Genomic DNA, 22,956 nt, shown 5'->3' on the forward strand with positions numbered 1-22,956 from the left:
GTTGATGAGTAAGCAATAACGCCATTCTTGGATTGCTGAAGTAATGAGAAATCGCACGGATCGGCGCTGGTAAATGACGAGACGACGGGCCTGCGTGACCCGCGCGCACCCAGAAGACCGCATTGAACGGGCGAACGAGGCCTAACGAAAACGGCTAACCGGCACCGCCTGCGCCGAGGCGCTGAACGAAGCCGAGGAAGCAGGGAGATGAGAGAGAGCGGAAGGTAATGCAGGCGGGGTCCGAGTTGAGCTAGGGGTTAGCACCTGACGGAACCTACGACTTATTCTCTGCGGCCTGGATAAGGGCGGACATTCTGATTTTTCGCTCTTCCCTTGCTATGTACCATTCACGTAATAGGGTTTCGACCAGTCCAATGAGTAACTCGGCTTCTTGAGGGTCGACATCGACTATTGTGTCGATGTCCTTTTCCATGTGTGCTCCAATGTTCCCCAGCTTCCTGAGGGAGTCGATTGCACTCCATGTGAGAGGATCAATGCGATCTCTGATTTGATCTATTTCATTTACCAATCGTCCCGGCTTAACTGACCAGAAATCTCGAAGAATTCCCTGCAAGCATCGTCGTGAAAGCGTTGCTGACGCTTTAGGGCTCAAGTCACGAATTAGGCAGGCTTCACGGTAGTCAGACAGAATAGCTACCGGAATATAAGTGGGGAAACTTTTTATGGCTGCACTTGGGACCAGATTCCAACTCTGAAGTTTTTCTCCCAAATCTTGATTGCCTGCTTGAAGGTTCTTTACGTGAAGTGCGGCAGTCAATGTGAACTTGTTACATTCTGGGTTTGGGCAAACGAAATAATAGGAGGCAAGAGACCGTGGCCCATCTGCGTTTGGAATCCATAGGCGATGCTCATTCGCCGAGAATCGATCATCGGTGATGGTCACATGTCTTTCGCAATGGGGGCAGGTCCAGTTTACGCCTGACATGTGGACTCCATTTGGAAAGTGCTAACGAATGAAGCTAAGCGGCCGCGCCTGCACCGAGGCAATGAGCGAAGCAGGGATAGCGAAATGTTGAGAGAGAGCGGAAGGCAATGCAGGCGGGGTCCGACTTGAGCGAGAGGTTAGGCGCTTTACTGAATTTTTGGTTAAGGTGAACGAAGGAGTTTGATGAGCCCTATAATTCCAGCCGGAATGCCGATTATTAGAGTTATCGCTTCGAATAACCATTTCCACCTTTCCCACCACGCTTTAAGTCTAGCGGCCTTGCGTGCGTTTTCTGGTGGGAATGGGTGATCTCTCCAACCCTTGAACCACGCCCATCTAGCTTCCTCAGCAGAATTGAAGATCTTGCTCTCATGGCTTGGATGATGGAGCCACCGCGGATAGAGTTTAGGGCTTTTTGCCATGGGAATAGCCTAGCGAATCGGGGGCTGTAGAGGATCTAGCGAATGAGCTAATCACCTTTCTTATGCTTGTGAGGCTTGAGCGATGGCGTATTCTTTGGAGTTTCTTTGTTATCGCGTTGACGCCGATCTGGCTTACCCGTTGATTTGGCGATTTTTTTTGGACCTGGCTTGATTCCCATGGTTTTCTCCTTTTTGGTTTTTCCGATGAAGAATCTACTCGACGTGGATGGTGAGCGCCTAACGAATGAAGCTCAGCGGACCAGGCGCTTGCGCCTGGGTCCGTTGCAGCGAGAGGTTAGGCGTTTTATTCACGACGCCCGCTTGGTAATCACGACAGCAGTTCCATAGCAAAGGACTTCTACGGCGCCGCCGCGAGGTTCGACGGATGAAGCATCGTAACGGACACCCACGATTGCGTTAGCGCCCATGGCTTTGGCGTGGGCGACCATTTCGTCGTAGGCCTGTGAACGAGTCTGTTCGCACATTGTGGTGTAAGCACCGATCTGCCCACCAATGATGTTCTTAAGTCCACCCAAAATGCCTTGTGAAATCGTCGGTGAGCGGACGATGATGCCCCGGACTAGACCCTTCGTTTCCACGATGTCATAGCCATCAACGGTGAAGGTGGTGGAGGCGATCATAAGAATCCTTTTAGTGGGAATTGGGTGAGGTTGGGTAAACGCCTAACGATTCGAGCTAACCGGATCCCGCCTGCGCCGTGGCGCTGAACGGAGCCGAGGAAGCGGGTGGATGAGAGAGAGCGGAAGGGAATGTAGGCGGGGTCCGAGTTGAGCGACCGGTTAGGCCGAACGCCGACCGACTGATGAACCGAGACCAAGTGACGGGCACGTTAGGCGGAGGTGGGCGGGTAAGGCCACGCAGCCGAATCCAACGGCCCAAGCGCTGAGAATGGAAAAGAGCGGAAGAACGGAAAGCCTGAAACAGTGGGAAGTGACGGTGAATAGATAACCCACTCTAGCGCGACGGGACCTCGGGGAAGTCATACCAGAAGAGGTTTTGGCCGAGCCCGCCCACGTCGGCCTAACGAAAGCAGCTAAGCGGCCCCGCCTGCGCCGAGGCGACGAGCGGAGCCGCGATAGCAAAACGATGAAAGAGAACGGAAGGCAATGCAGGCGGGGTCCGACTTGAGCGAGAGGTTAGGCGTGTGGACCCTATTTGGCTGCTGCTACGTGAAACTGCCAGTTTTCGGTGTCTGATACCAAGGCGTAGTCACCAGGCGTAAGAGGTTCAGGAAGGGTTAGAGTCCAAATTCCATCCGGTTGCTTAACTGGCTCTGGTGCTTTCTTGCCCGGATAGGGGATGGATTCTTCGTAGGCGCTGAACCCAGACATACCTTCCTTCAGGACGGCCTTAAAGTATTCCCCATCTTTCGACAAGCGGACCAAAACTGTATTGCGACCCTTCGTGGGGCGGATCTTTCCGAAAGAGATAGTTTCTGGCTGTGCCTCTACGGTCTTTTCCGCCGGTTTCATGAATGCAGTAAACGTCTTGGTGAAAAGCTGGACCACCTTGTTGTGATGGTGCGACCCAGGTGTTAACTCGACAGACCCAGTCTTAGAAATGAGTGTGATCTTCTCGTTGGTTCCACCCGGATTAAGGTTGATTGTGATCTGGGCGGCCAAGGGAACCGCAAGCAAGAGAGAGAAGAGAGCTTTCATTCTTAATCCTTGAGAGTTGCCCGGAGCCCGGGTTTGGTTGTGGAGAGTTGACGCCTAACGAAAGAAGCTCAGCGGACCAGGCGCTGGCGCCTGGGTCCGTTGCAGCGAGAGGTTAGGCCGAGCCCGAAGTAATGGTGCCCCGAGGGTGCACCACCTTGGGATTTGAGCCTGAATGGATGGGAGCGAAAGTTCATGCCGACGACCCCAAAGGGAAAGTGCCGGAGTTATTGCGTGGAGTTGAAGGATCAGGCGCAGAAGCGGCTTCAATGATGGCAGAAATCCATGGGCCGACTGTTGATGAGTAAGCAATAACGCCATTCTTGGATTGCTGAAGAATGGGGAATCGCACGGATCGGCGCTGGTGCATGACGAGACGACCGGGCCTGCGTGACCTACGCACACCCAGAAGACAGCATTGAACGGGCGACCGAGGCCTAACGAATGAAGCTAAGCGGCACCGCCTGCACCGAGACGATGAGCGGAGCCGGGATAGCGAAATGCTGAGAGAGAACGGAAGGCGATGCAGGCGGGGTCCGACTTGAGCGGAGGGTTGGGCGACTTGAGAGCGGACAAGAACTTAGGCTTTCATGTTTAAACCAAGTGGCCAAAGTGTTGATTTAGAAATCAACTCTGACTCGTAGGCCTTGGCTTCGGCTTCTGTAATGCCGAACGCAGATACATCATGGACTTGAATGACCCGCTGCCCTTGCATTTTTCTCATTGCTTCATGGAAGCGGGTTGATGACGCCTCCTTTGCCTTTTCAACATGCTCGCCGTATCTTTCCTGCCATGACCGTTTCGTGATGCCAACGTAGCTCATCCCAGGAATCGATTCGTAACCATTTCTGGATTTTGTCAGGAAGAAGATTCTTAGTTGCTCCTCAGGGCTGCCCGAAGCCATTATTTGGCGCACCTCATTTTCATCAAAAGCGGGTCGCTTATAGGTATGGCGGTAGACAAGGTAGTTACCAGTTGGCTGATAAACCGAGGAACAAAAAACCAGTGGAATGCAGGTAAGCGTGCTTCCACCAAAAACACGATGGCTGCTCTCTGCAAAGAAGGATATTCCGCTTAGGGCTTCTGGATCGCGCATCATGGCGACAATAGTGACTCCAGTATCAACATTGTGGTACCCAACAAGTTGTAGCCCTAAATGAGGACGATTGGCAGTAATCGAATCTTCAAGTTCCTGAGATAGTGACGAGATGCCCTCGTAGTGAGTAATTGTCTCCATAGCGACATCAGGATTGACTAGAGAGCCGAAGAAAAACCTGAGCGTGTCTGGATTAAATATTTCAGGCATGTGGTTCCAATCAAAATTGCGAAGTCGCCCAACGAAAGAAGCTCAGCGGACCAGGCGCTGGCGCCTGGGTCCGTTGCAGCGAGAGGTTAGGCCGAGCCCGAAGTAATGGTGCCCCGAGCGTGCACCACCTTGGGATTTGGGCCTGAATGGATGAGAGCGAAAGTTCATGCCGACGACCCCAAAGGGAAAGTGCCGGAGTTATTGCGTGGAGTTGAAGGATCTGGCGCTGAAGCAGCTTCAATGATGGCAGGAATCCATGGGCCGATTGTTGATGAGTAAGCAATAACGCCATTCTTGGAGCGCTGAAGAATGAAAAATCGTAAGGATTGGCGATGATTTGTGACGAGACGGCCGGGCATGCGTGACCCGCGCATACCCAGAAGACAGCCTTGAATGGGCGAACGAGGCCTAACGAATGGAGCTAAGCGGCCGCGCCTGCACCGAGGCAATGAGCGGAGCCGAGATAGCGAAATGATGAGAGAGAACGGAAGGCAATGCAGGCGGGGTCCGACTTGAGCGAGGGGTTAGGCCGCAGGGTAATCATGTTTGATTTGCGCAGACTACTAAGCTTCAGGTTGGGGAGCCATGTGGAGGACCCCCCACCCATGACCATCCAAGTCAACGAAGCTGTGTGTGTACATGAATCCGAAATCTTCTGGCTTATCGTGAGTTGAACCACCAGCCGCAAGGGCCTTGGCGACCAATTCATCGACCTGTTCACGGCTCTCACAGCTGAGAGATATCAAAACTTCGACGGCCTGACTGGTGTCGCAGATAGCTTTGGGAGTGAACTCACGAAACTTGGCGTGAGTGCCCAACATGACAGAAATTGCATCATTGATGACGATGCACGCAGCCGTATCGTCGCTGAACTGTGGGTTGTGCGCGAATCCAAGCGCCTTGAAGAAGGCGACTGATCTCTGGAGGTCAGCGACAGGGAGAGTAAGGAAAACCTGGTTGATCATGCCAATCTCCTTTGACCTGGTCGTAGTGACGATGGGGTTGCGGCCTAACGAATGAAGCTAACCGGCCGCGCCTGCACCGGGACGCCGAACGAAGTCGGGATAGCGAGAAGTCGAGAGAGAGCGGAAGACAATGCAGGCGGGGTCCGAGTTGAGCTAGGGGTTAGGCCGAACAAAATTCTGAATTGGTCGAGCAGAATTCCTTGATCGTCTTCTCAAGAGTGAGAGCGTTGTTGTATTCGAGATAGTCGATATCGATGGTTTCTGTATCGGAAAGATTGATCAAAATGCGAGAAGAAAGAAAGCGACCCTTCACTTCAACTTTCAGAACATCGGCGAATTCAGCAGGTAAATGTTTATTGCCTTTGATTCGGATAATCCGTTTGGATGTGAGTAGTAATGAAGATCGAAAATATTCTAGCGCCATGTATACGTTGACACTGGCGCCAACTGCAACGACTGCGCTGAACAACAAAACCAACCACTTGGGTTCATTGCGAAAAAGATCTAGAACGGCAACAGGGTTTATCATCGCATATACAAGGAGTGGGATAACTGCAATGGCTGGACAGCCACGGTTGAATAGTATTTGCAAAATGAGGGCATAAGGACGTTTCTTCGAACGAGCGAGAATGGTTTCGTCGGGGTCAAGATAGTTCTGAGGGTCAAGCATCACGACTCCGAACGAAATGCCAGCGGTTGCAAGAGGCCTAACGAAAGAAGCTCAGCGGACCAGGCGCTGGCGCCTGGGTCCGTTGCAGCGAGAGGTTAGGCCGAGCCCGAAGTAATGGTGCCCTGAGCGTGCACCACCTTGGGATTTGAGCCTGAATGGATGGGAGCGATAGTTCATGCCGACGACCCCAAAGGGAAAGTGCCGGAGTTATTGCGTGGAACTGAGGGAGTAGTCGCTGAAGCAGCCTAGATGATGGCAGAAATCCATGGGCCGATTGTTGATGAGTAAGCAATAACGCCATTCTTGAACTGCGGAAAATTGGGAAATCGCATCGATTGGCGCTGGAGAATGACGTAATGACCAAGCTGGCGTGACCCGCGTACACCCAGAAAGCAGCATTGGAAGGGCGAACGAGGCCTAACGAATGAAGCTAAGCGGCCGCGCCTGCACCGAGATGACGAGCGGAGCCGAGGTAGCAAAATGTTGAGAGAGAGCGGAAGGCAATGCAGGCGGGGTCCGACTTGAGCGGAGGGTTAGGCGCACGACGCTGATCATGGCCATTCGAAACCTTCACCAATCAGAGTTAATGGGCCACCTGTGTGGTAGATCTCAGACAGAATCCGATTTGCCAATGATTCGATATTAGCCCCAGTTACCTTGATAAGTGGGCATCCGTTCTCTGCGACCATTTCCACTGGTGTGAAGCCATTTCTGCTCATGAAATCAATCACAAGCGACTTGTCTTCGATGTTCTTTGGGGCGAGTAGGCACCAATTGAATTCAAGCTGACCGTTTGCCACTGAGTAATCGAGTGCAATATCAGAGTCCTTCAGATTGGGATCCGTTACGGCAATGACTTGAGCCCACGCCAGAGTGGTGTCGCCCACCCTTAGCTTTGATATGAGCTGTGGGATGTCTTCAGGCTGAATTTGCCATTCCTTGGCAATCCGAGACCGAATAAACACGACGAGACCAATAACCACGGCGAGGATGATGGTTCCGGTGAGGACTGAGTTCATGGTGGCGCCTAACGAATGGGGCTAACCGGCCGCGCCTGCACCGTGGCATTGAGCGAAGCCGAGATAGCGAAATGATGAGAGAGAGTGAAAGGTAATGCAGGCGGGGTCCGAGTTGAGCTGAGGGTTAGGCCGACTTTGGGGATCATTTTTTAGCCAGCCTTTGAATCAAATCAGAGAATGTAACCAGTTCGGTTAATGCAGAATCGCGATGAGCAATGCCAGTGCTGTCGATGAAGCGTTCTCGCGCGACGACCACGCCGTTTTTCATTTGAATGAGATCAATTGTTTCGGTGGTCGTAGAGAAATGTGCAACAGAGAGGCCAGGTTCCGCTGGAGCTGGCCGATACAGTTCTATTAATTTGTCTAAACCAATGAGATCGGCTGGAAGCAATTTGATTGGAATGTTGTTAATGGGGCCTTTCCTATCAATCCATTTTTTTTCCTTTTGAGACAAGATTGGGGCTCGCTCACTAATCAGAACTTCTGGATTGAGCCCAAATCGGAATAGAAGGTGATGGCTTGTATATCCAAAACACCCTTGTTCACTGTATTTAACTAAAACGGTATTCCCCGAAGACATCTCTGTGAATTTCCCAATATGCCCTTGCCCCCTCATAGGAATGGAGACGCAAAGGAAGGCCAAGGAGAGGAGGCGTATCGGAATAATCGAGTTCATGAGAGGCCTAACGAATGAAGCTAAGCGGCACCGCCTGCGCCGAGGCGACGAACGGAGCCGAGATAGCGAAATATTGAGAGAGAGCGGAAGGCAATGCAGGCGGGGTCCGACTTGAGCGAAAGGTTAGACCGCGCCTCACTGTTCATCTTGGGGTTGTAGCGGCGAATAGGACCATTCCAATGCTTGAAGGATAGCTTGGGACTCATGATCGAATTCGCTGTTATAGCAGTGCTGATGTGGGGATGGTACCAGAGGGTGACCTTCTGAAAAGCCTTGTTCTCGAAGCTCGGCAACGAATTTTGAGAGCGGTCCGTAGGCATATATCTGGTTGTGACGATCCCATACGATCGTCGCTTTCTCATTTGGTGAATGAACCCAAAGATCGTATCGACCATCAGACCCAAGGAAGACCCTGAATCTGGAGAGGAATGTTGAAACCTGCGAACTTGATAATTCTGGACTTTGATACCGACCTGCCATTCCCTCACCTCTGGGTGTATGGAGGATGTAAAGAAGGAAGAATGGTGGCTCGAGAAGCGAGGTGAGTCGCTCGAAGATATCGAAATCCTCAGAGGCAATTGCGGCAACGATTCTTGAGGTTCGGTCGTTTGCCTTTTCAATTTCATAGACCGGATCCGGTGCATATTCAATCCAGTTGTCCGAATCGAGGTAGCCAAGTCTATGCATGAAGCGGCCTAACGAGTGAGCTAAGCGGCACCGCCTGCACCGAGGCGACGAGCGGAGCCGAGATAGCTAAATGCTGAGAGAGAACGGAAGGCAAAGCGGGCGGGGTCCGACTTGAGCGGAAGGTTAGGGCGATGCGATTCAATATGAGATTTTCTGATAAAGCCGGTTACCTGCAAAGGCAAATAGCAGGCCAGACAGAATGAAGCGATTTCTCCATGTTCCGAAGCCAATGTAAGAACCTTGCAGCTCGATGAGAAGAACCCCGATTCCTGCGACTACTGCCGCGACCGACAGTCCCCAGTCAGTGAAGATTGTGAGGCGCTCCGATGATTTCCAGCCATCAGGGCTCGGAAGAAAGATCGGAATGAGAAAAACAGAGATGCCGATGAGCATTCCCAAGAGGATAAGCAAACCAGGTGCAGTCGTGAGAATGCTGCTCAACATTTGTAAGAGCCCTAACGCATGAAGCTCAGCGGACCAGGCGCTGGCGCCTGGGTCCGCTGCAGCGAGAGGTTAGGCGTTAACGGCGTTCCGTGAAAAGTCATTAAGGAGCGACAGTAATAGAGGCAATGTGAATTTCACTGCTCGTGGTCTTGGACGTAGCAGTGACTCTGGCTGAACCTGGTGACGACGGAGCCGTGTAGAGCCCTTGAGGTGTGATAGTGCCCTGGTCAGTGGTCCAGTTGTAGTTTTCGACCGGCTGCGGGGCTAGCCCAATGATTTGGAATTGCTGGGTACTGCTGACCTTGACTGTTGTCTGAGAAGGAGAGATTTGAAGAGCATCGTAAACTGGAGCAGACGCTGAATTACCTCTATGCCCCGTACAGGCAAGAAGTCCAAGCAGAAGAACGGGGATAAGTGGAATTCTCATTTCTATCCTCCATTTGATGTTCTGGTTTGGATAATAACGCCCTACGAAGAATTCAGAGAATCGGAATGAAGATATGACCTGAACCTCGTTTCCGCCAGGCCATAGTTAACGCCTAACGAGTGAGCTAAGCGGCCGCGCCTGCACCGAGGCGATGAGCGGAGCCGAGATAGCGAAATGCTGAGAGAGAACAGAAGGTAATGCAGGCGGGGTCCGACTTGAGCGGAGGGTTAGGCCGAAAGGGTGTTCGCATTAAGAATTACCAGAAATAGAAACGGCGAGTTGAGCGAACAAGAGCTTGAAGAGAATCGTAGGTAGGACCTGACGCCCAGGTAATTCGCCCTGATCGTTTGTGAAGGCGGATGGGGTCCTTGTGGGGAGTGCCTTCGATACCGATTTGTGGAAAAGAAGACCAATATTCGCCCTCATCTTTGAGGTTTGCTGGGAATCCACATCCACTGACATGAGTTTCGAAGTAAAACGAGATTATCTTTTCCGCATCAGTTTTAGATATTTCTGGTGCCAATTTGATTGCCAGGATTTCACGACCCTTTTCTCGAATCTGCGCTTGAGCAGGATTGGGTTGGCAGTTGAGCAGCGGTAGGACCGCCGTAAACACTGCTACTGAAAATTTGAAGGGTCTACCAGCCATTGGATGAGGCCTAACGAATGAAGCTAACCGGCCCCGACTGCACCGAGGCGCTGAACGGAGCCGAGGAAGCGGGAAGTTGAGAGAGAGCGGAAGGCAATGCAGGCGGGGTCCGAGTTGAGCTAGGGGTTAGGCCGGCCGGGACTAGCTGCCAAGTGACAGGAGCAATGAAAAGATAGCAATCGCAGCCGCAAAATCGATAAATAAATAGATTCTGAGCTTTTTTTGAAATGAATTGCCCTCGGAGACAAGGGGGAGCCAATTCGGCGTGGCGAAGGCGAGTTGGATCGCCAAAATCGTGCCCGCAATATTTCCGGAAGCCGACCTACCTTCTGGTGGTTCCCAGGAGAAAATGGCCCATGGCTCGCCTTCGTTTCTCCAGATTTCTTTGTTGCTTGTATACATCGATTCGAAAAGATTGCCCATGACACGCGGTATCAACACCCATGTCGATATCCAAATAGGGAAGATCAGCAAGAGCCCAACAATTTGAACAATTTTCATGGGCGGCCTAACGAATGGAGCTAAGCGGCCGCGCCTGCACCGAGGCGCTGAGCGGAGCCGGGATAGCGAAATGTTGAGAGAGAGCGAGAGGCAATGCAGGCGGGGTCCGACTTGAGCTAGAGGTTAGGCCGACGATGTTAGATGTTGGACCTGAGATTATTCTTGCCTGACGATATCGACCGAAATCTCTACTGCTGGAATCGTTCCTCTGTTCTCAAGCCAGTGCGTAGTGTTTCTATCTTCGGGCCAGCCGACTCCGGGCCCATAGTCTGTAGCGATGCCATTTCTATGATCGGTGATTGTGCCTTGCAATATATAAACGGTTCCTGGTCGATCCTTATGATCGTGAATTGGACCGAAAACGCCTCCTGGCTCGATGGTTACCATCCGCATTCGAAGTTTGCGCCCGGCCATGCCTTTGATCTCAGGGCCGAGATCAACCGTTGATAACAACTTCACCGTAACGCCCTTGGTTTCAGGGGCGACTTGCTCGTTGATCTTCGTGCTCTGCTCAGTGTAATCGTGAGGCATAAGAAAGGAATTCGTCGCTTTGGCTGGAGCACAAGCAAACAAGATTGCCAATGGAATCACAGAAAGGTTTCGCATGTGGCACCTCGGGATGTGGTTGAGGCCTAACGAATGAAGCTAAGCGGCCGCGCCTGCACCGAGACGACGAGCGGAGCCGAGATAGCGAAATGCTGAGAGAGAGCGGAAGGCAATGCAGGCGGGGTCCGACTTGAGCGGAAGGTTAGACGGCTCGAGACGAACCTAGAGATGTTGAACTTACTCTAGGCTTTGATGGCATTGATGAGAAGTGGGAACAGAAGGAGCAGGAAAAGGCCTATCAGAATGAGATTGCCTTTTGTGGGGTTGAAGTCTGCGATTACAACCTTCCAAGGCAATCGAGCGACATACCTGCCAATGACGATATCGAAAGTGGCCATAAACCCAGAAAGTGCCACACCAAGGAATAGCAGAGGCCCCGTTGAATGAAGGCCGAGAGTCGGGACGAGGAAATCGCAGACTCCGAAGGCCAGCAACGAGCCGGTAACAATGCTGACGCGTTGAGCGCGCAGCTTGCCTATGCGTGGGACGAGGAATCGCATTCTGGCGATGCCATGTATTGTCTCAACCCCGGCGAGGATGAGGCATATGCAAGTGACACGAAGAAGCGTTACCACCATTGAGGGAGCCGGCTAACGAATGAAGCTAAGCGGCCGCGCCTGCACCGAGACGATAAGCGGAGCCGAGATAGCGAAATGATGAGAGAGAGCGGAAGGCAATGCAGGCGGGGTCCGACTTGAGCGAGAGGTTAGGAGGCTCACTGGAAGAGACCCTTCTCGATCTTTACAGAACCATTTTGGTGAACCGAAACAGTTCTGGAGTCAGCCTTGCGTCCGAATTTCTCGGCGTAGAAGACAATGTAATAGACTTCACCACCAGTCTCTTCGTACCCACCTTCAGAGTAAATTCTCATTCCATTGGCTGAAAACCCGCTGAGTTGTCTTAGATCGGATGCGGAGAGTGAAAAAGTTTTCTTGAAGACGCGGATTTCGACCTTGGTGAGACCCTTCGGGCCTTCCTGTCCCATAACTACGGCATCGCCTGACTCCACTTTGAAATTGGACCAGGGCGAAGAACAAACTTGTGAAGAGTGAAGAGGCATTGGAGTAAGAACAGCGAAGATTAGAGCGTTGATCAAGAGGGCGGCTTTCGCTGACATGGCGTTGCCTCCTAACGAATGGGGCTAACCGGCCGCGCCTGCACCGAGACGATGAGCGGAGCCGAGATAGCGTGAAGCTGAGAGAGAGCGGAAGGCAATGCAGGCGGGGTCCGAGTTGAGCTGAGGGTTAGGCGCTGGGTTCAGCTCTTACGGTGCGTCGGCGCTGAATGAAATCTGAGACGATACTTGAAGCCAATATACCTGCGCCGCCCCAGATAATGATGAATACGAACTGCCAGGCGGCATATTCACCAGACGTACCGCCTTCAGCCCTAGCTGTATGCCAATAAAGGAAATATGCCAACAGAATGGGGACGCCGTAAAGAGCGATCCAGCGAATCAGTTCTGGCTTGATCCAGGAAGTTGCCAGGGCAGCAATGGCCGAAAGCACTCCAATAACCACGATTCCTGAGATAGGTGAGAACGATAGAAGGAATTGGTCGAACATGTGCATCAGTAGCGCCTAACGAATGAAGCTAAGCGGCCGCGCCTGCACCGAGACGATGAGCGGAGCCGAGATAGCGAAATGCTGAGAGAGAGCGGAGGGCAATGCAGGCGGGGTCCGACTTGAGCGGAGGGTTAGGCCCTGCCGAGCTACTTGGTTATTGCTGGTAGGGCGCAAAAATAACCTCGCTCGGACTCAATAGTGATGGTGCCAGCCTCTGGGTCAAACTCCATTCTGGACTTGGATCCTTCTTTGTCGGAGGTTCGAAAAACTATGTGGAGTACAACTTCACCTGAAAAGCTCGAATGGAATTCAATCAGCTTGGCATCTTCGACTGCTGATTGCGCGAGTTGTGGAATGCGAAATTTATCTTCGCCGTCTGACGGTCGAATCGAAGTGACCTTCCCGCTTTCTACCGTAAGGGTCATGTTGAGTTGGCCATGAATTTTCGCGACCTTGGCCAGGGCCGGGTAACGAAAGAAGGGAAGGTGCAGGAGTTGATATTTTAGGGGAATTATCTGAGAGAACAGGCCCGTGGAAGCAACAAGACTAATAATGAAGAATCGAATCATTGTGGCTCCCAATTTGCGTTCACGCGGGGTGGCCTAACGAATGAAGCTAAGCGGCCGCGCCTGCACCGAGGCGATGAGCGGAGCCGGGAAAGCGAAATGATGAGAGAGAACGGAAGGCAATGCAGGCGGGGTCCGACTTGAGCGGAGGGTTAGGGCGACCAGGACTTGATTCACTTGGTGATTGGTGTTCCGAGAGTGCCACCATGGAAAGGTGCGAGTGTTCGGAAACAATTATGTTTAAGATATACAAATTTGTTATCACCCAACTCGGTTCTTAATCTGGTGTACGCATTATTTTGAAGTTCATTTTTTCGGGTTAGAAAATTAACGGGGAAACCTGGAGCTGTCCATGTTGAGGACCCACTCCGACTCAAAGGGTGATTCTTTTTCCAGATAATTTCGTTGAATCGGCATTCGGCCAACAAGTCACTGTATTTTTCCTTGTACTCGATAACAACAGAGGTGATCGAATCGATTTCTGAGTGAGTCAACTCTAAAGATTCCGAGAGGGAGTACAGAATTAGAGCTGATTCTTCTGGTTTGCCAGCAGCTCTCCGCCGGGCTGCGTAGTCGGCATTTTTGGATGCCATATCAAACAGCCAATCAAATCCAATCTGCTCAGAAGGTGAAATGGACAATATGGGACTATCAGCAGCTTGAATGACAGAAAGGAGGGTTGTGATTAGAAGGGCGCTACGGATCATGGCTGAGTCCTTGGAGGTTTCTGGGGGAGGAGTGAGCCCTAACGGATGAAGCTCACCGGCCCCGCCTGCACCGAGGCGCTGAACGAAGCCGAGTTAGTAAGAAGTTGAGAGAGAACGGAAGGCAATGCAGGCGGGGTCCGAGTGCAGCGGAGTGTTAGGCATTGGCACCGAAAACTTCGAATTCGGCGTCGAGTTCATTCAGGTTGCTGATGAAGGTGGTAGATAGCGGAACACTGGCGAACTTAACGCTGAAACCGTCCGAGAAGACGTGATGATCCCAGGCTGCAAGGATTTCGCCTGAGCAGGAAATGAAGTATGGATCGAATTCGATGATTTTAAGACTACTTTGAAGGGCAATCATCGAGGAAACAGTGCCCTCAACCGACTCGCTTGAGACGATCGCCGCAGAAGAAGCCGAACGTTCAATTCCAAGAAGGTCAGAGGGACTTCCATACCGGGGAAAAACGAACCAGTTGGGCTCGAGTGCGAATAAGGCACGCAGCACGTTCTTCTGATTTTCCTCAGGCTCATCCTCTTGGAAGTGAATCGTCACAATTCGACGGCGATGACGGTCTGAGGAAAGTTGAGAACCAATTCCAACATTCCTCGGTGACAGAGTGATTCCACTCTGTGCGAGGAAACGGATGAACTCTGCTTCGGTTTGATGACTCATTGATTCCAATGCCTAACGAATGAAGCTAACCGGCCCAACCTGCGACCGAAAAGCTAAACAGAGACGAGAAAGACAGGAACAAGAGAGAGGAAAGCAGGCCGTGCAGGTTGGGTCCGAGTTGAGCGGAGGGTTAGGGCGCCGATGGTTTCGTAGGACTGTGAGCTTGGTTACTTGGCGATAATTGTTCCAGGACCAGCAAGACATATCGGCAGGTCAAGCCAGTTTGGTTTATCGGGCATTAATACAATTGCTTGAGCATTTTCGTTGAACGAGACGAGGGTGTAAGCAAATCGTGTTTGTCGGATTCCTTTTGTATAGGGAGATTTGTAACTGAGGCAACCATAGACTACCGGCGTGATCATTTTGAAATCTTTCCCCTCAAGTGCAGCCTCGATATCGGCGTTTGGGATAAAGACCATCTGGTTGAACAGCTTAATTGCTTCTGGAAATATTGCCTCCGCCTCGTGACCGGCATGTTTAATGATGGTGTCGCAGTAATCGGCCATACGCTCCTCCATCGAAGGACTCCCTGGACCAAGTAACGCAATTTCGGCGTGGAAACTCACGCTCGTTGCTGGCGAATGGCCATGGTTTCTTGAAGTGCTCTCTACGTTGAAATAAATTCCTTCAACGCCCAAGTGCGTCTTTCCTCTAGTGGGCTTTCCAAGTCGACACTCAACGGAAACCCAGGCACGGCTTTGGGCTTCGTTTGTTTCTCTGGCGACGAGGACCGCGTTCTGGGCAGCGTTGGTGGCCTTGTTATTCAGGCGAAGTGAGTAAAGGAGCGCGAACAGCCCACCTGCACTCAAAATTAGCCCCATGAGCGAAGTGAAGTAATTACGCTTGGCCCACTTGACCATGCTCTCCTGGGCATCCAGGTTGCGACTAGCGTAGCTGTCCGGTTTATCAGTTTGCTGCTGATCCTGCCCAATGACTTGTGTCTGAGCAGTGGGTTTGAAGCGGTCTTCGGTCACAGGAGGTTTAGTTGACTGTGTCTGCTGACTAACTAAAGTTTGACTCTGAGATTTAAGTGTTTGTGCGCTGGCAACATTGCTAAGTAATAGACCGAGCACCAGCAAAGCCATTATTTTCCAAACAGGAAATTGTCGTAAAACCGGATGATGGTTGCTCATGAGAGCCCTAACGAATGAAGCTAAGCGGCACCGCCTGCACCGAGACAATGAGCGGAGCCGAGATAGCGAAATGCTGAGAGAGAACGGAAGGCAATGCAGGCGGGGTCCGACTTGAGCGGAGGGTTAGGGCGCCGCGAGTGACCATTGGGCCTCTTTCAATCGAAGTTGGAATCCAGACGGATTTCTGAAACCCTGCCTGTGCTTTTATTGATTGTAATGATCAATTCATTGTAATCGCCGAGGCCAGGATCACCTGAGTACCAAAGCTCTGTACCAGATTTGGCCGGATTCTCCGAGCGGGGTAGACCTAGGATTTTGAGGACTTCAGCCTTGGACATGCCAACCCGAATTCCTTGGTCGAGAGGAATCGATGGCGACCAAACATCGATAGTCATTAGGGACTCATGACCACCTTTTAATTCCTCGAAGGTGAAGCGTGCACCTGAATAGGCGAAGACAATCCGAGCCCCATAGCCAACAATCGTGCCTTCATTCCACTTCAGGGAGACCTTGAGGGGTTTTCCGAATTTCTCGACTGTTGCCGTTTTCGATGCACCTAATCGAAGCCCTTTGAAGGAAGGATCCAACTTTTCAGACCCCGGTGAAGGAGCCTGCGAGATGAAGGCTAGGGCCATGAATTGCGGAAGGAACATTCGGCGGCCTAACGAAGAAGCTAAGCGGCCGCGCCTGCGCCGAGGCGATGAGCGAAGCCGGGATAGCAGAATGATGAGAGAGAGCGAAAGGCAATGCAGGCGGGGTCCGACTTGAGCGAGGGGTTAGAGGGCCTGGGCGGAATCAATGCTCTGTTCTCTTAGAAAATTTTGCAGTGCTAGGTATTGGGCTTTGTAACGGTCGCTCTTAATTTCTTTTGGACTGAACCAAAGGCTTATCTCGTGAACCTTCTCACTCCTTTCTCTGAAGAACAGAGGTGAGAGCTGGTGAAGGATATCAATTGATGTTTGATGCAATTTTTCATTTTGTTGAGTAAAAGCATTGATCGATAGTCTCATTGAGCCAATGATTACATCAACAAGGCTGCAGAAATGTGATTGTCCTATCGCCGTATAGTGAAAACCGAGTACGCGCTCTAGTTTCCGTTCGTCGCTATATGGTAGGTTTCCAGTTAACCCGACAGCCAGTTTTTCTCTTAAGTGTTCATCAATCTTTTTGTCTGAGAATCGGTCTATCAGGACCAAGCCTGCCTCATTCGGGCGAGCCAACCAGCAATCAAAATGGAAACATAGCGTATTAATGCCGAACCTACGAGCCTCATCGGATGATTTAGCTATGTCGTGAAGAAGAAGATTGATTAGCAAAATGCATTGATGATTGACTGCCGCCTGAATCACTTGCTTTTTCAATTCAATAAATTGTTCGTGAGAGAACCCTTGAGGCCCAGGGTTGAACTTCAAAATGTAATCTCGAGGTACACCAAGGGATTTCCTTATTCCTTCGATTTCAGAATGCAGAGCTTTGGCATTGGATGCAGGAATGACTAGGCCGCCATAAACGAAGAAATCCCCGCTCGATTTTTCTAGATTTGTTTCATCGCAGTAGAGCAAATGCATGAGGGCCTCTAACGAATGAAGCTCAGCGGACCAGGCGCTGGCGCCTGGGTCCGCTGCAGCGAGAGGTTAGGCGCGGCGTGAAATGGGTGCGAGTGCGACCCGAATTGCCGCGCCAAGAGTATTGAGAACTGAAAAGCAAAGAACGAGTGATGCAGCAAGAAGGCTTGAAGTGTCGGGCGTGGACCCAGGTTACCAACGCTGATTAGGAATGGCTGGGCGTTTCTGGGTGGGCCATGGCGATTGGTGTGACGTTGCGGCGCAATGGGACAAGCGCTCCAGCAGCGAGAAAAGCTTGGTTACGCCTAACGAATGAAGCTAAGCGGCCGCGCCTGCACCGAGGCGACGAGCGGAGCCGGGATAGCGAAATGATGAGAGAGAACGGAAGGCGATGCAGGCGGGGTCCGACTTGAGCGGAGGGTTAGACCGCGAACCACGGCGCTCATTTTGCACTAGTTTCGGTTGTTACAGGGCGATAGGTGCCGAAAGTCCAGAGGTGCCCTTCGATGTCTCGTGCATGGTACTCGCGGGAGCCGAAATCGGTATCACGAGGTGGGCTGATGATCTCTGCGCCAGCCGATTGCGCTCGTTCAAAATGCTCGTCGAGGTGGTCGACGAAGACGTAAATGGCTTGGGTTGAAGCTCCGAGAGAGTTAGGGCTTGTCATGGATTCTTCTGGTCTGACAGACCCAAGCATGACGATGTTTTCGCCGAGCTTGAGTTGGGCATGTCGTACGAATGGCCCCGAGTCCGGGACGGAGAACAATTCCTCGAAGCCAAATGAGGCACACAGCGATTGAATCGCGGTGCGAGCTTCTGTGTATCGGAGTATTGGGAAGATTGTCTGCACGCTTCACCTAGCGGGCTAACGAATGTGGCTAACCGGCCGCGCCTGCACCGAGACGCTGAACGAAGTCGGGATAGCGAGAAGTTGAGAGAGAGCGGAAGACAAAGCAGGCGGGGTCCGAGTTGAGCTAAAGGTTAGGCGCCTGTTCATGGTTTTCGGCTTTTCTTCACAATGAAGAACAGAGCCCATACCGCCGCTGCAATGGACCACTTGAGTAAAGGTTCATTTCCTCGTACCAGAATCCTGAGAAACCAGTGTTCGGAGTGTAGGAAATGGGACTTCAGCCATAGCTCGATCCCGGTGAGGAGAAGAACGAATGGGACAATGGCTAGAAGACAATAGATCAGGGACCGACGCTGCCATCGAATGAATCCTTTGATCTCTGATGCCGGAATAGTCATGGCGCCTAACTTTAAATTGGACGATTGGGTTTTGGGGTTTGGTTGTTCGTCTAGTTTGGGGGAAGGCGTTGGGGGTGGGGTAGGTGGCGGAGGGAATTAGGCGGATTGGGGTGGGGGTTGACGGGCGAAAAAAAAGCGATAGATTGAACTGTCCCCCGCTTGGATGCTGCGTGAGGCTTGGGAGGGCTGATCCCAAGATTAGCGTGTTAGGCGGCTGGGGGGAGATGGGAGCGGGCCCATGCTGGAAGGGATTAGGCAGACGGGTGGCGGGCGGATCGGGGAGGAGGAGACGCCACCACCGAAGTTCCTGGATCAGCTGCGGACGTGTCTGCGGGCCCGGCACTACAGCCTGCGCACGGAGGATTCGTACCTGGATTGGGTGCGCCGCTTCATCCTCTTCCACGGCAAGCGGCATCCGAAGGATCTGGGTGCGCCGGAGGTCCGGGCCTTCCTGAACCATCTGGCGGTGGAGCGCTCGGTCTCGCCCTCCACGCAGAACCAGGCGAAGGCGGCCCTGCTCTTCCTCTACCGCGAGCTGCTGCAGGTGGACCTGCCCTGGCTCACGGAGGTCATCCAGGCCAAGCGCCAGGCGCGCCTGCCCGTGGTGCTTACGCCGGGCGAGGTGCGCACGCTGCTGGATCAGATGGAGGGGAGCATGGCCCTGGTGGCGCGTGTGCTCTATGGCACGGGCATGCGGCTGATGGAGGGCCTGCGTCTGCGCGTGAAGGATCTGGAATTCGAACGGCGGGAGATCGTCATCCGCGACGGCAAGGGCGGGAAGGACCGCGTCACCATGCTGCCGGATTCGCTGGCGGCGCCGCTTCGCGCGCACCTGGAGCGCGTGCATGCCCTGCACGAACGGGATCTGGCGGAGGGATTCGGCGAGGTCTATCTGCCGGATGCCCTAGGGGGGAAGTTCCACGCGGCGCCCCGGGCCTGGGGCTGGCAGTGGGTCTTTCCCTCCAACCTGCGCTCGGTGGACCCACGCTCGGGCGTCGTGCGCCGCCATCACATCCAGCCGGAGAGCGTGCAGAAGGCCGTGCGGATGGCGGCCCGCGCGGGGGAGCTGGTGAAGCCTGTCACGCCGCACGTGCTGCGGCACAGCTTCGCGACGCACCTGCTGGCCGCGGGCCACGACATCCGCACGGTGCAGGAGCTGCTGGGCCACAAGGATGTGGCGACGACGATGATCTATACCCACGTGCTGAACAGAGGCGGGCGCGGTGTCGCGAGCCCCCTGGACGGGCTGTAAGGCCGATTTGAAAAAGAGGGTCAGCCACGGATGAACACGGATGGACACAGATAAATGGAAATTGAGGTGATTGGAGGTGGGTGATCTTGGCTTTTCAGGGCCAGGTGAGTTTCTGGTTTTTTTGAGTGGATGCCGGAGAGATGCAAGTCAGGGGGCGGGGGGCAAGCTCAGTCCTGAAAACATGGCTCAAAGCGACGACGCAAGGCCTGCACGGGCTTTCTTCGGAGACCAAGCGCCCAAAGAAATCGCCGCGGCGCTAGCAACGACGGGGCGCGGCGATCTTACGAAGCCATCACCGTCCATCTCCGTTCATCACCGGTTTCTTGCTTTGTCGCTTGTCCGGCGCGTCAGTCGGGATAGGGAGCGCCGGATGGGGGTGTTTCCTCGGCTTTTAAGGCGCGCCATGGTTTCGGCTGGTCGACGCTTGAAGCCGGAGGCAGAGGTGTGGGGCCACCCTTCGATCCCGTGAACTTGGTTCCAAGCGGCATCAGGCCGGCATGCACAGGCTTCCTCTGGCACCAAGCGGTCGATAAGTTCGCCACCCGCACGACCCGCGAAGGGGCCGGCGATTCCGAGCAGGCAGAACGATCCTTCGCACCCATCCGCGTTCATCCGCGGCCCATCCCTTCTTCTCCAGGGGGAGTAACCTCGTCCCATGCACGTATCGGATCGCACCTTCCGCAGGCTGGTGGACGAGGCGCTGGCGCTGGTGCCGGAGGAGTTCAGGCCCTATCTGAAGGGGGTGCCGGTGATCATCGAGGACTGGGCGGCAGACGAGCTGCTCGATGATCTGGGTGTGCCGGAGGACGAGACGCTGTACGGCCTCTACACGGGCCACGCGCTGACGGAGGGGCCGCCCCTGCCGGGCGACCTGCCGCCCCGCATCACCATCTACCGGGGGCCTCTGCTGGAGGACTGCGTGGACGAGGCGGACCTGCGAGACGAGATCGCCACCACGGTCATCCACGAGATCGCCCACCACTTCGGCATCGGCGAAGAAAGGCTGGAAGAGCTGGGCTGGGATTGATCGTGCGTCGAGGAGAAGGATCCGCCACGGAGGCACGGAGCACACGGTGGGATCACGGAGGGGGGCACGGGAAGCACGGCACCGCTTTGCACGCCTCGTGCTTTTCTCCGTGTTTACCTCTGCGCCTTCCGTGTCTCCGTGGTGTCCTCTACAGCGTCTTCAGGATGGCTTCGCGCTTCTCCTGGTATTCGGCTTCGCTGATGAGGTTCTCCTCGCGCAGTTTCTTGAGGGCTTTCAGGCGCTCGGTTTGGGCCGCGTAGAAGGCGGCATCGCGGGTGGGCTGGGGCTCGGCCTTGGCGGCGGGTGTGGGCGTGGGAGCCGTCGCGACGGGGCCTGGCGCCGCGGCTTGAGACGTCGCGGGGGGCAAGGCCTGAGGCAGGGGCAGGGCCAGCCAGTCGCCGCGCAGGCGGGTGGCGCCGGGGGCCTGGAGGCTGGTGCCGGGCGCGGCGGCCGTGCGCGAGCCGTAGACGAAGGTGGGCAGGGTGGCATCGGCGGCGAAGCGGTCCATGAAGGGCAGGCGAACGTCGTGCACGATCAGGTTGAGGGCGCCTTCCCGCACGAAGAGCCGCGCCGTGAGGCCCTGGCCCATCTCCAGGAATCCGCCGCCGCGCTTGTGGGTGCTGAGCAGGATGAGATCCTCGCCGGGCCGCGCGGCGGCGAGGGCTTCGCTGAGGGCCTTGGACAGCGGCTTCAGCTCGTCCTTGGCGAAGAGGGCCGTGGGGGCCTCGTCGAGGGTGGCCTGGACGGGGCCAAGGGTGGCCACCAGGGCCTCGGCACTGAGGGTGGCGGGGTGGGCGTTGGCGGGGGCGCCGGGCTCGGCGGGCACCAGCTTCACCCAGGTGAAGTCCGCGAGCTTCCACTGGGTGCGGCGCGATTCGGCGATGGCCTGGGGTGCGGCCAAGGTCGAGAGCAACAGGGTTCCAAGCATCCAGGTCTGGGGCCGCATGGGATTCCTCAAAAGGGTGTCCCCAGCATAGCCCCAGGGCCTGTTTTCAACGTGGGGACGGGCAAGGAATTCCGATGCCGGGGCCCCGGTGCCATCCGTTATCCTGACCGATCCGGCAGCCGGGTCCGGACGGGGTGTCGGATGCTCAAGCGTGTCGGGTCCATGCTCAAAGGTGGCCTCGCCAGTTCGCTGCTGGTGGCGAACGTGGTGGCGGTCTTTTCGGGCATGATCCCCGTGGCGCTGCTGAAGCTGACCCTGCCCTTCGGCGCCGTGCGGCGGGGCGCGGACCGCCTGCTCAACGCCCTGGCCGAGGGCTGGATCGCCGTGAACGGATGGTGGATGGCCCTGGTGCGCCGCATCCGCTGGGACGTGTCGGGCCACGAGGGCCTTCGCCGCAAGGGCTGGTATCTGGTGAGCAGCAACCACCAGAGCTGGGTGGACATCCTGGTGCTGCAGAAGGTCTTCCACCGCCGCGTGCCCTTCCTGAAGTTCTTCCTCAAGCGCCAGCTGCTCTACGTGCCCGTCATGGGCCTGGCCTGGTGGGCCCTGGACTTCCCCTTCATGAAGCGCCGCACGGGCAGCCGTTCGGCGGATTTGGCCACGGCCCGACGGGCCTGCGAGAAGTTCCGCCAGATCCCCACCTCGGTGATGAACTTCCTCGAGGGCACGCGGTTCAGCCGCGCCAAGCACGCCTCCCAGGGCTCGCCCTACCGGCACCTGCTGAAGCCCAAGGTGGGCGGCCTGGCGACGACGCTCTCGGCCATGGGCGAACGCTTCGACGCGCTGCTCGACGTCACCATCGTCTACCCCGACGGGGTGCCCAGCTTCTGGGACCTGCTCTGCGGCAAAGTGAAGCAGGTGGTGGTGCGGGTGCGTGAGCGGGAGATCCCGAAGGATCTGCTGGGCGGGGACTACGAGGGCGATCCCGCCTTCCGCGCGCGCATGCAGGCCTTCGTGCAGGCCATGTGGGCCGAGAAGGACGCGCGCATCGAGGAGATCGTCCTCTCGCTGCGGAGCCGCGCTGAGGCTTAGGGCATTCCTGGCGCAAAGACGAAGGAATGTTGAAAGCGGAGGAGAGCGGAGAAGCTGAGGAGAGCGGAAGATGCACGACCCCTCACTGCCAACCCTCTGCTGTCCTCCGCCCCTCAGCTGCCCTCCGCTTATGGAATTCTTTTGATCCTTTGCGTCTGGACAGGGAGGCGGCGGAGTGCGGGAGTGATCAAAAAGGAATGTTGAAAACGGAGGAGAGCGGAGAAGCTGAGGAGAGCGGAAGACGCACG

General features: G+C 54.7%; 26 protein-coding genes. 3 read left to right on the top strand and 23 right to left on the bottom strand.

What is annotated here, in order from left to right:
- Positions 1-274: 274 nt before the first annotated feature.
- From QSJ34_RS11205 to QSJ34_RS18565, 22 genes are all read right to left on the bottom strand, one after another.
- The gene (locus QSJ34_RS11205; protein WP_285575187.1) at positions 275-946 is read right to left on the bottom strand and encodes a DUF4145 domain-containing protein; all 672 of its coding nucleotides are present in this window, start codon (positions 944-946) and stop codon (positions 275-277) included.
- Between the two features lie 730 nt (positions 947-1,676).
- Positions 1,677-2,009 (bottom strand): YbjQ family protein, encoded by a 333-nt coding sequence (locus QSJ34_RS11210; protein WP_285575189.1) that lies wholly within the window; start codon positions 2,007-2,009, stop codon positions 1,677-1,679.
- 531 nt (positions 2,010-2,540) lie between these two features.
- Complete coding sequence (locus tag QSJ34_RS11215) at positions 2,541-3,047, bottom strand: hypothetical protein (protein WP_285575191.1); 507 nt, start codon at positions 3,045-3,047, stop codon at positions 2,541-2,543.
- 577 nt (positions 3,048-3,624) lie between these two features.
- Positions 3,625-4,350: a GIY-YIG nuclease family protein gene (locus QSJ34_RS11220; protein ID WP_285575193.1), complete on the bottom strand. Its 726-nt coding sequence runs from the start codon at positions 4,348-4,350 to the stop codon at positions 3,625-3,627.
- Between the two features lie 563 nt (positions 4,351-4,913).
- The gene (locus QSJ34_RS11225; RefSeq protein WP_285575195.1) at positions 4,914-5,315 is read right to left on the bottom strand and encodes a VOC family protein; all 402 of its coding nucleotides are present in this window, start codon (positions 5,313-5,315) and stop codon (positions 4,914-4,916) included.
- Between the two features lie 160 nt (positions 5,316-5,475).
- Positions 5,476-5,985 carry a hypothetical protein gene (locus QSJ34_RS11230; RefSeq protein ID WP_285575198.1) on the bottom strand — a complete coding sequence of 170 codons (510 nt, stop codon included), beginning with the start codon at positions 5,983-5,985 and terminating at the stop codon, positions 5,476-5,478.
- Positions 5,986-6,536: 551 nt separating this feature from the next.
- The gene (locus tag QSJ34_RS11235; protein ID WP_285575201.1) at positions 6,537-7,004 is read right to left on the bottom strand and encodes a hypothetical protein; all 468 of its coding nucleotides are present in this window, start codon (positions 7,002-7,004) and stop codon (positions 6,537-6,539) included.
- 142 nt (positions 7,005-7,146) lie between these two features.
- A complete protein-coding gene (locus tag QSJ34_RS11240; RefSeq protein WP_285575203.1) occupies positions 7,147-7,680 on the bottom strand; it encodes a hypothetical protein in 534 nt (177 codons plus the stop codon).
- A 135-nt stretch (positions 7,681-7,815) separates the two neighbouring features.
- The gene (locus QSJ34_RS11245; protein ID WP_285575205.1) at positions 7,816-8,367 is read right to left on the bottom strand and encodes a hypothetical protein; all 552 of its coding nucleotides are present in this window, start codon (positions 8,365-8,367) and stop codon (positions 7,816-7,818) included.
- Between the two features lie 138 nt (positions 8,368-8,505).
- Positions 8,506-8,811 carry a hypothetical protein gene (locus tag QSJ34_RS11250; protein WP_285575208.1) on the bottom strand — a complete coding sequence of 102 codons (306 nt, stop codon included), beginning with the start codon at positions 8,809-8,811 and terminating at the stop codon, positions 8,506-8,508.
- Positions 8,812-8,911: 100 nt separating this feature from the next.
- Positions 8,912-9,238: an Ig-like domain-containing protein gene (locus tag QSJ34_RS18560; protein ID WP_420798845.1), complete on the bottom strand. Its 327-nt coding sequence runs from the start codon at positions 9,236-9,238 to the stop codon at positions 8,912-8,914.
- Positions 9,239-10,028: 790 nt separating this feature from the next.
- Entirely contained in the window at positions 10,029-10,388 is a 360-nt protein-coding gene (locus QSJ34_RS11255) for a hypothetical protein (protein WP_285575209.1), read from the bottom strand.
- 156 nt (positions 10,389-10,544) lie between these two features.
- A complete protein-coding gene (locus QSJ34_RS11260) occupies positions 10,545-10,919 on the bottom strand; it encodes a cupin domain-containing protein (protein ID WP_420798847.1) in 375 nt (124 codons plus the stop codon).
- 790 nt (positions 10,920-11,709) lie between these two features.
- Positions 11,710-12,111, bottom strand: coding sequence for a hypothetical protein (locus QSJ34_RS11265; RefSeq protein ID WP_285575214.1), 402 nt, complete (start codon positions 12,109-12,111; stop codon positions 11,710-11,712).
- Between the two features lie 127 nt (positions 12,112-12,238).
- Positions 12,239-12,565 carry a hypothetical protein gene (locus tag QSJ34_RS11270; protein ID WP_285575216.1) on the bottom strand — a complete coding sequence of 109 codons (327 nt, stop codon included), beginning with the start codon at positions 12,563-12,565 and terminating at the stop codon, positions 12,239-12,241.
- Between the two features lie 140 nt (positions 12,566-12,705).
- On the bottom strand, positions 12,706-13,128 hold the full coding sequence (locus QSJ34_RS11275; protein WP_285575219.1) for a hypothetical protein: 423 nt from the start codon (positions 13,126-13,128) through the stop codon (positions 12,706-12,708).
- Positions 13,129-13,298: 170 nt separating this feature from the next.
- Positions 13,299-13,832, bottom strand: coding sequence for a hypothetical protein (locus QSJ34_RS11280; protein ID WP_285575221.1), 534 nt, complete (start codon positions 13,830-13,832; stop codon positions 13,299-13,301).
- 154 nt (positions 13,833-13,986) lie between these two features.
- On the bottom strand, positions 13,987-14,505 hold the full coding sequence (locus tag QSJ34_RS11285) for a hypothetical protein (protein WP_285575223.1): 519 nt from the start codon (positions 14,503-14,505) through the stop codon (positions 13,987-13,989).
- A 167-nt stretch (positions 14,506-14,672) separates the two neighbouring features.
- A complete protein-coding gene (locus QSJ34_RS11290; RefSeq protein WP_285575225.1) occupies positions 14,673-15,638 on the bottom strand; it encodes a hypothetical protein in 966 nt (321 codons plus the stop codon).
- Between the two features lie 155 nt (positions 15,639-15,793).
- Positions 15,794-16,291: a hypothetical protein gene (locus QSJ34_RS11295; protein ID WP_285575227.1), complete on the bottom strand. Its 498-nt coding sequence runs from the start codon at positions 16,289-16,291 to the stop codon at positions 15,794-15,796.
- 123 nt (positions 16,292-16,414) lie between these two features.
- A complete protein-coding gene (locus QSJ34_RS11300) occupies positions 16,415-17,206 on the bottom strand; it encodes a DUF3800 domain-containing protein (protein ID WP_285575228.1) in 792 nt (263 codons plus the stop codon).
- 439 nt (positions 17,207-17,645) lie between these two features.
- The gene (locus QSJ34_RS18565; protein ID WP_420798846.1) at positions 17,646-18,053 is read right to left on the bottom strand and encodes a VOC family protein; all 408 of its coding nucleotides are present in this window, start codon (positions 18,051-18,053) and stop codon (positions 17,646-17,648) included.
- A 636-nt stretch (positions 18,054-18,689) separates the two neighbouring features.
- On the opposite strand from QSJ34_RS18565, the gene QSJ34_RS11305 reads away from it, so the two are divergent.
- Positions 18,690-19,703, top strand: a complete 1,014-nt coding sequence (locus tag QSJ34_RS11305; protein ID WP_285575230.1) for an integron integrase — start codon at positions 18,690-18,692, stop codon at positions 19,701-19,703.
- A gap of 655 nt (positions 19,704-20,358) precedes the next feature.
- The gene (locus QSJ34_RS11310) at positions 20,359-20,730 is read left to right on the top strand and encodes a metallopeptidase family protein (protein ID WP_285575232.1); all 372 of its coding nucleotides are present in this window, start codon (positions 20,359-20,361) and stop codon (positions 20,728-20,730) included.
- A gap of 148 nt (positions 20,731-20,878) precedes the next feature.
- On the opposite strand, the gene QSJ34_RS11315 is transcribed toward QSJ34_RS11310, so the two are convergent.
- Positions 20,879-21,676: an SHOCT domain-containing protein gene (locus QSJ34_RS11315; RefSeq protein ID WP_285575234.1), complete on the bottom strand. Its 798-nt coding sequence runs from the start codon at positions 21,674-21,676 to the stop codon at positions 20,879-20,881.
- Between the two features lie 141 nt (positions 21,677-21,817).
- On the opposite strand from QSJ34_RS11315, the gene QSJ34_RS11320 reads away from it, so the two are divergent.
- Complete coding sequence (locus QSJ34_RS11320; RefSeq protein WP_285575236.1) at positions 21,818-22,708, top strand: acyltransferase; 891 nt, start codon at positions 21,818-21,820, stop codon at positions 22,706-22,708.
- Positions 22,709-22,956: the final 248 nt, after the last annotated feature.

This window comes from Geothrix limicola (genome assembly GCF_030268085.1).
Classification (GTDB): domain Bacteria; phylum Acidobacteriota; class Holophagae; order Holophagales; family Holophagaceae; genus Geothrix; species Geothrix limicola.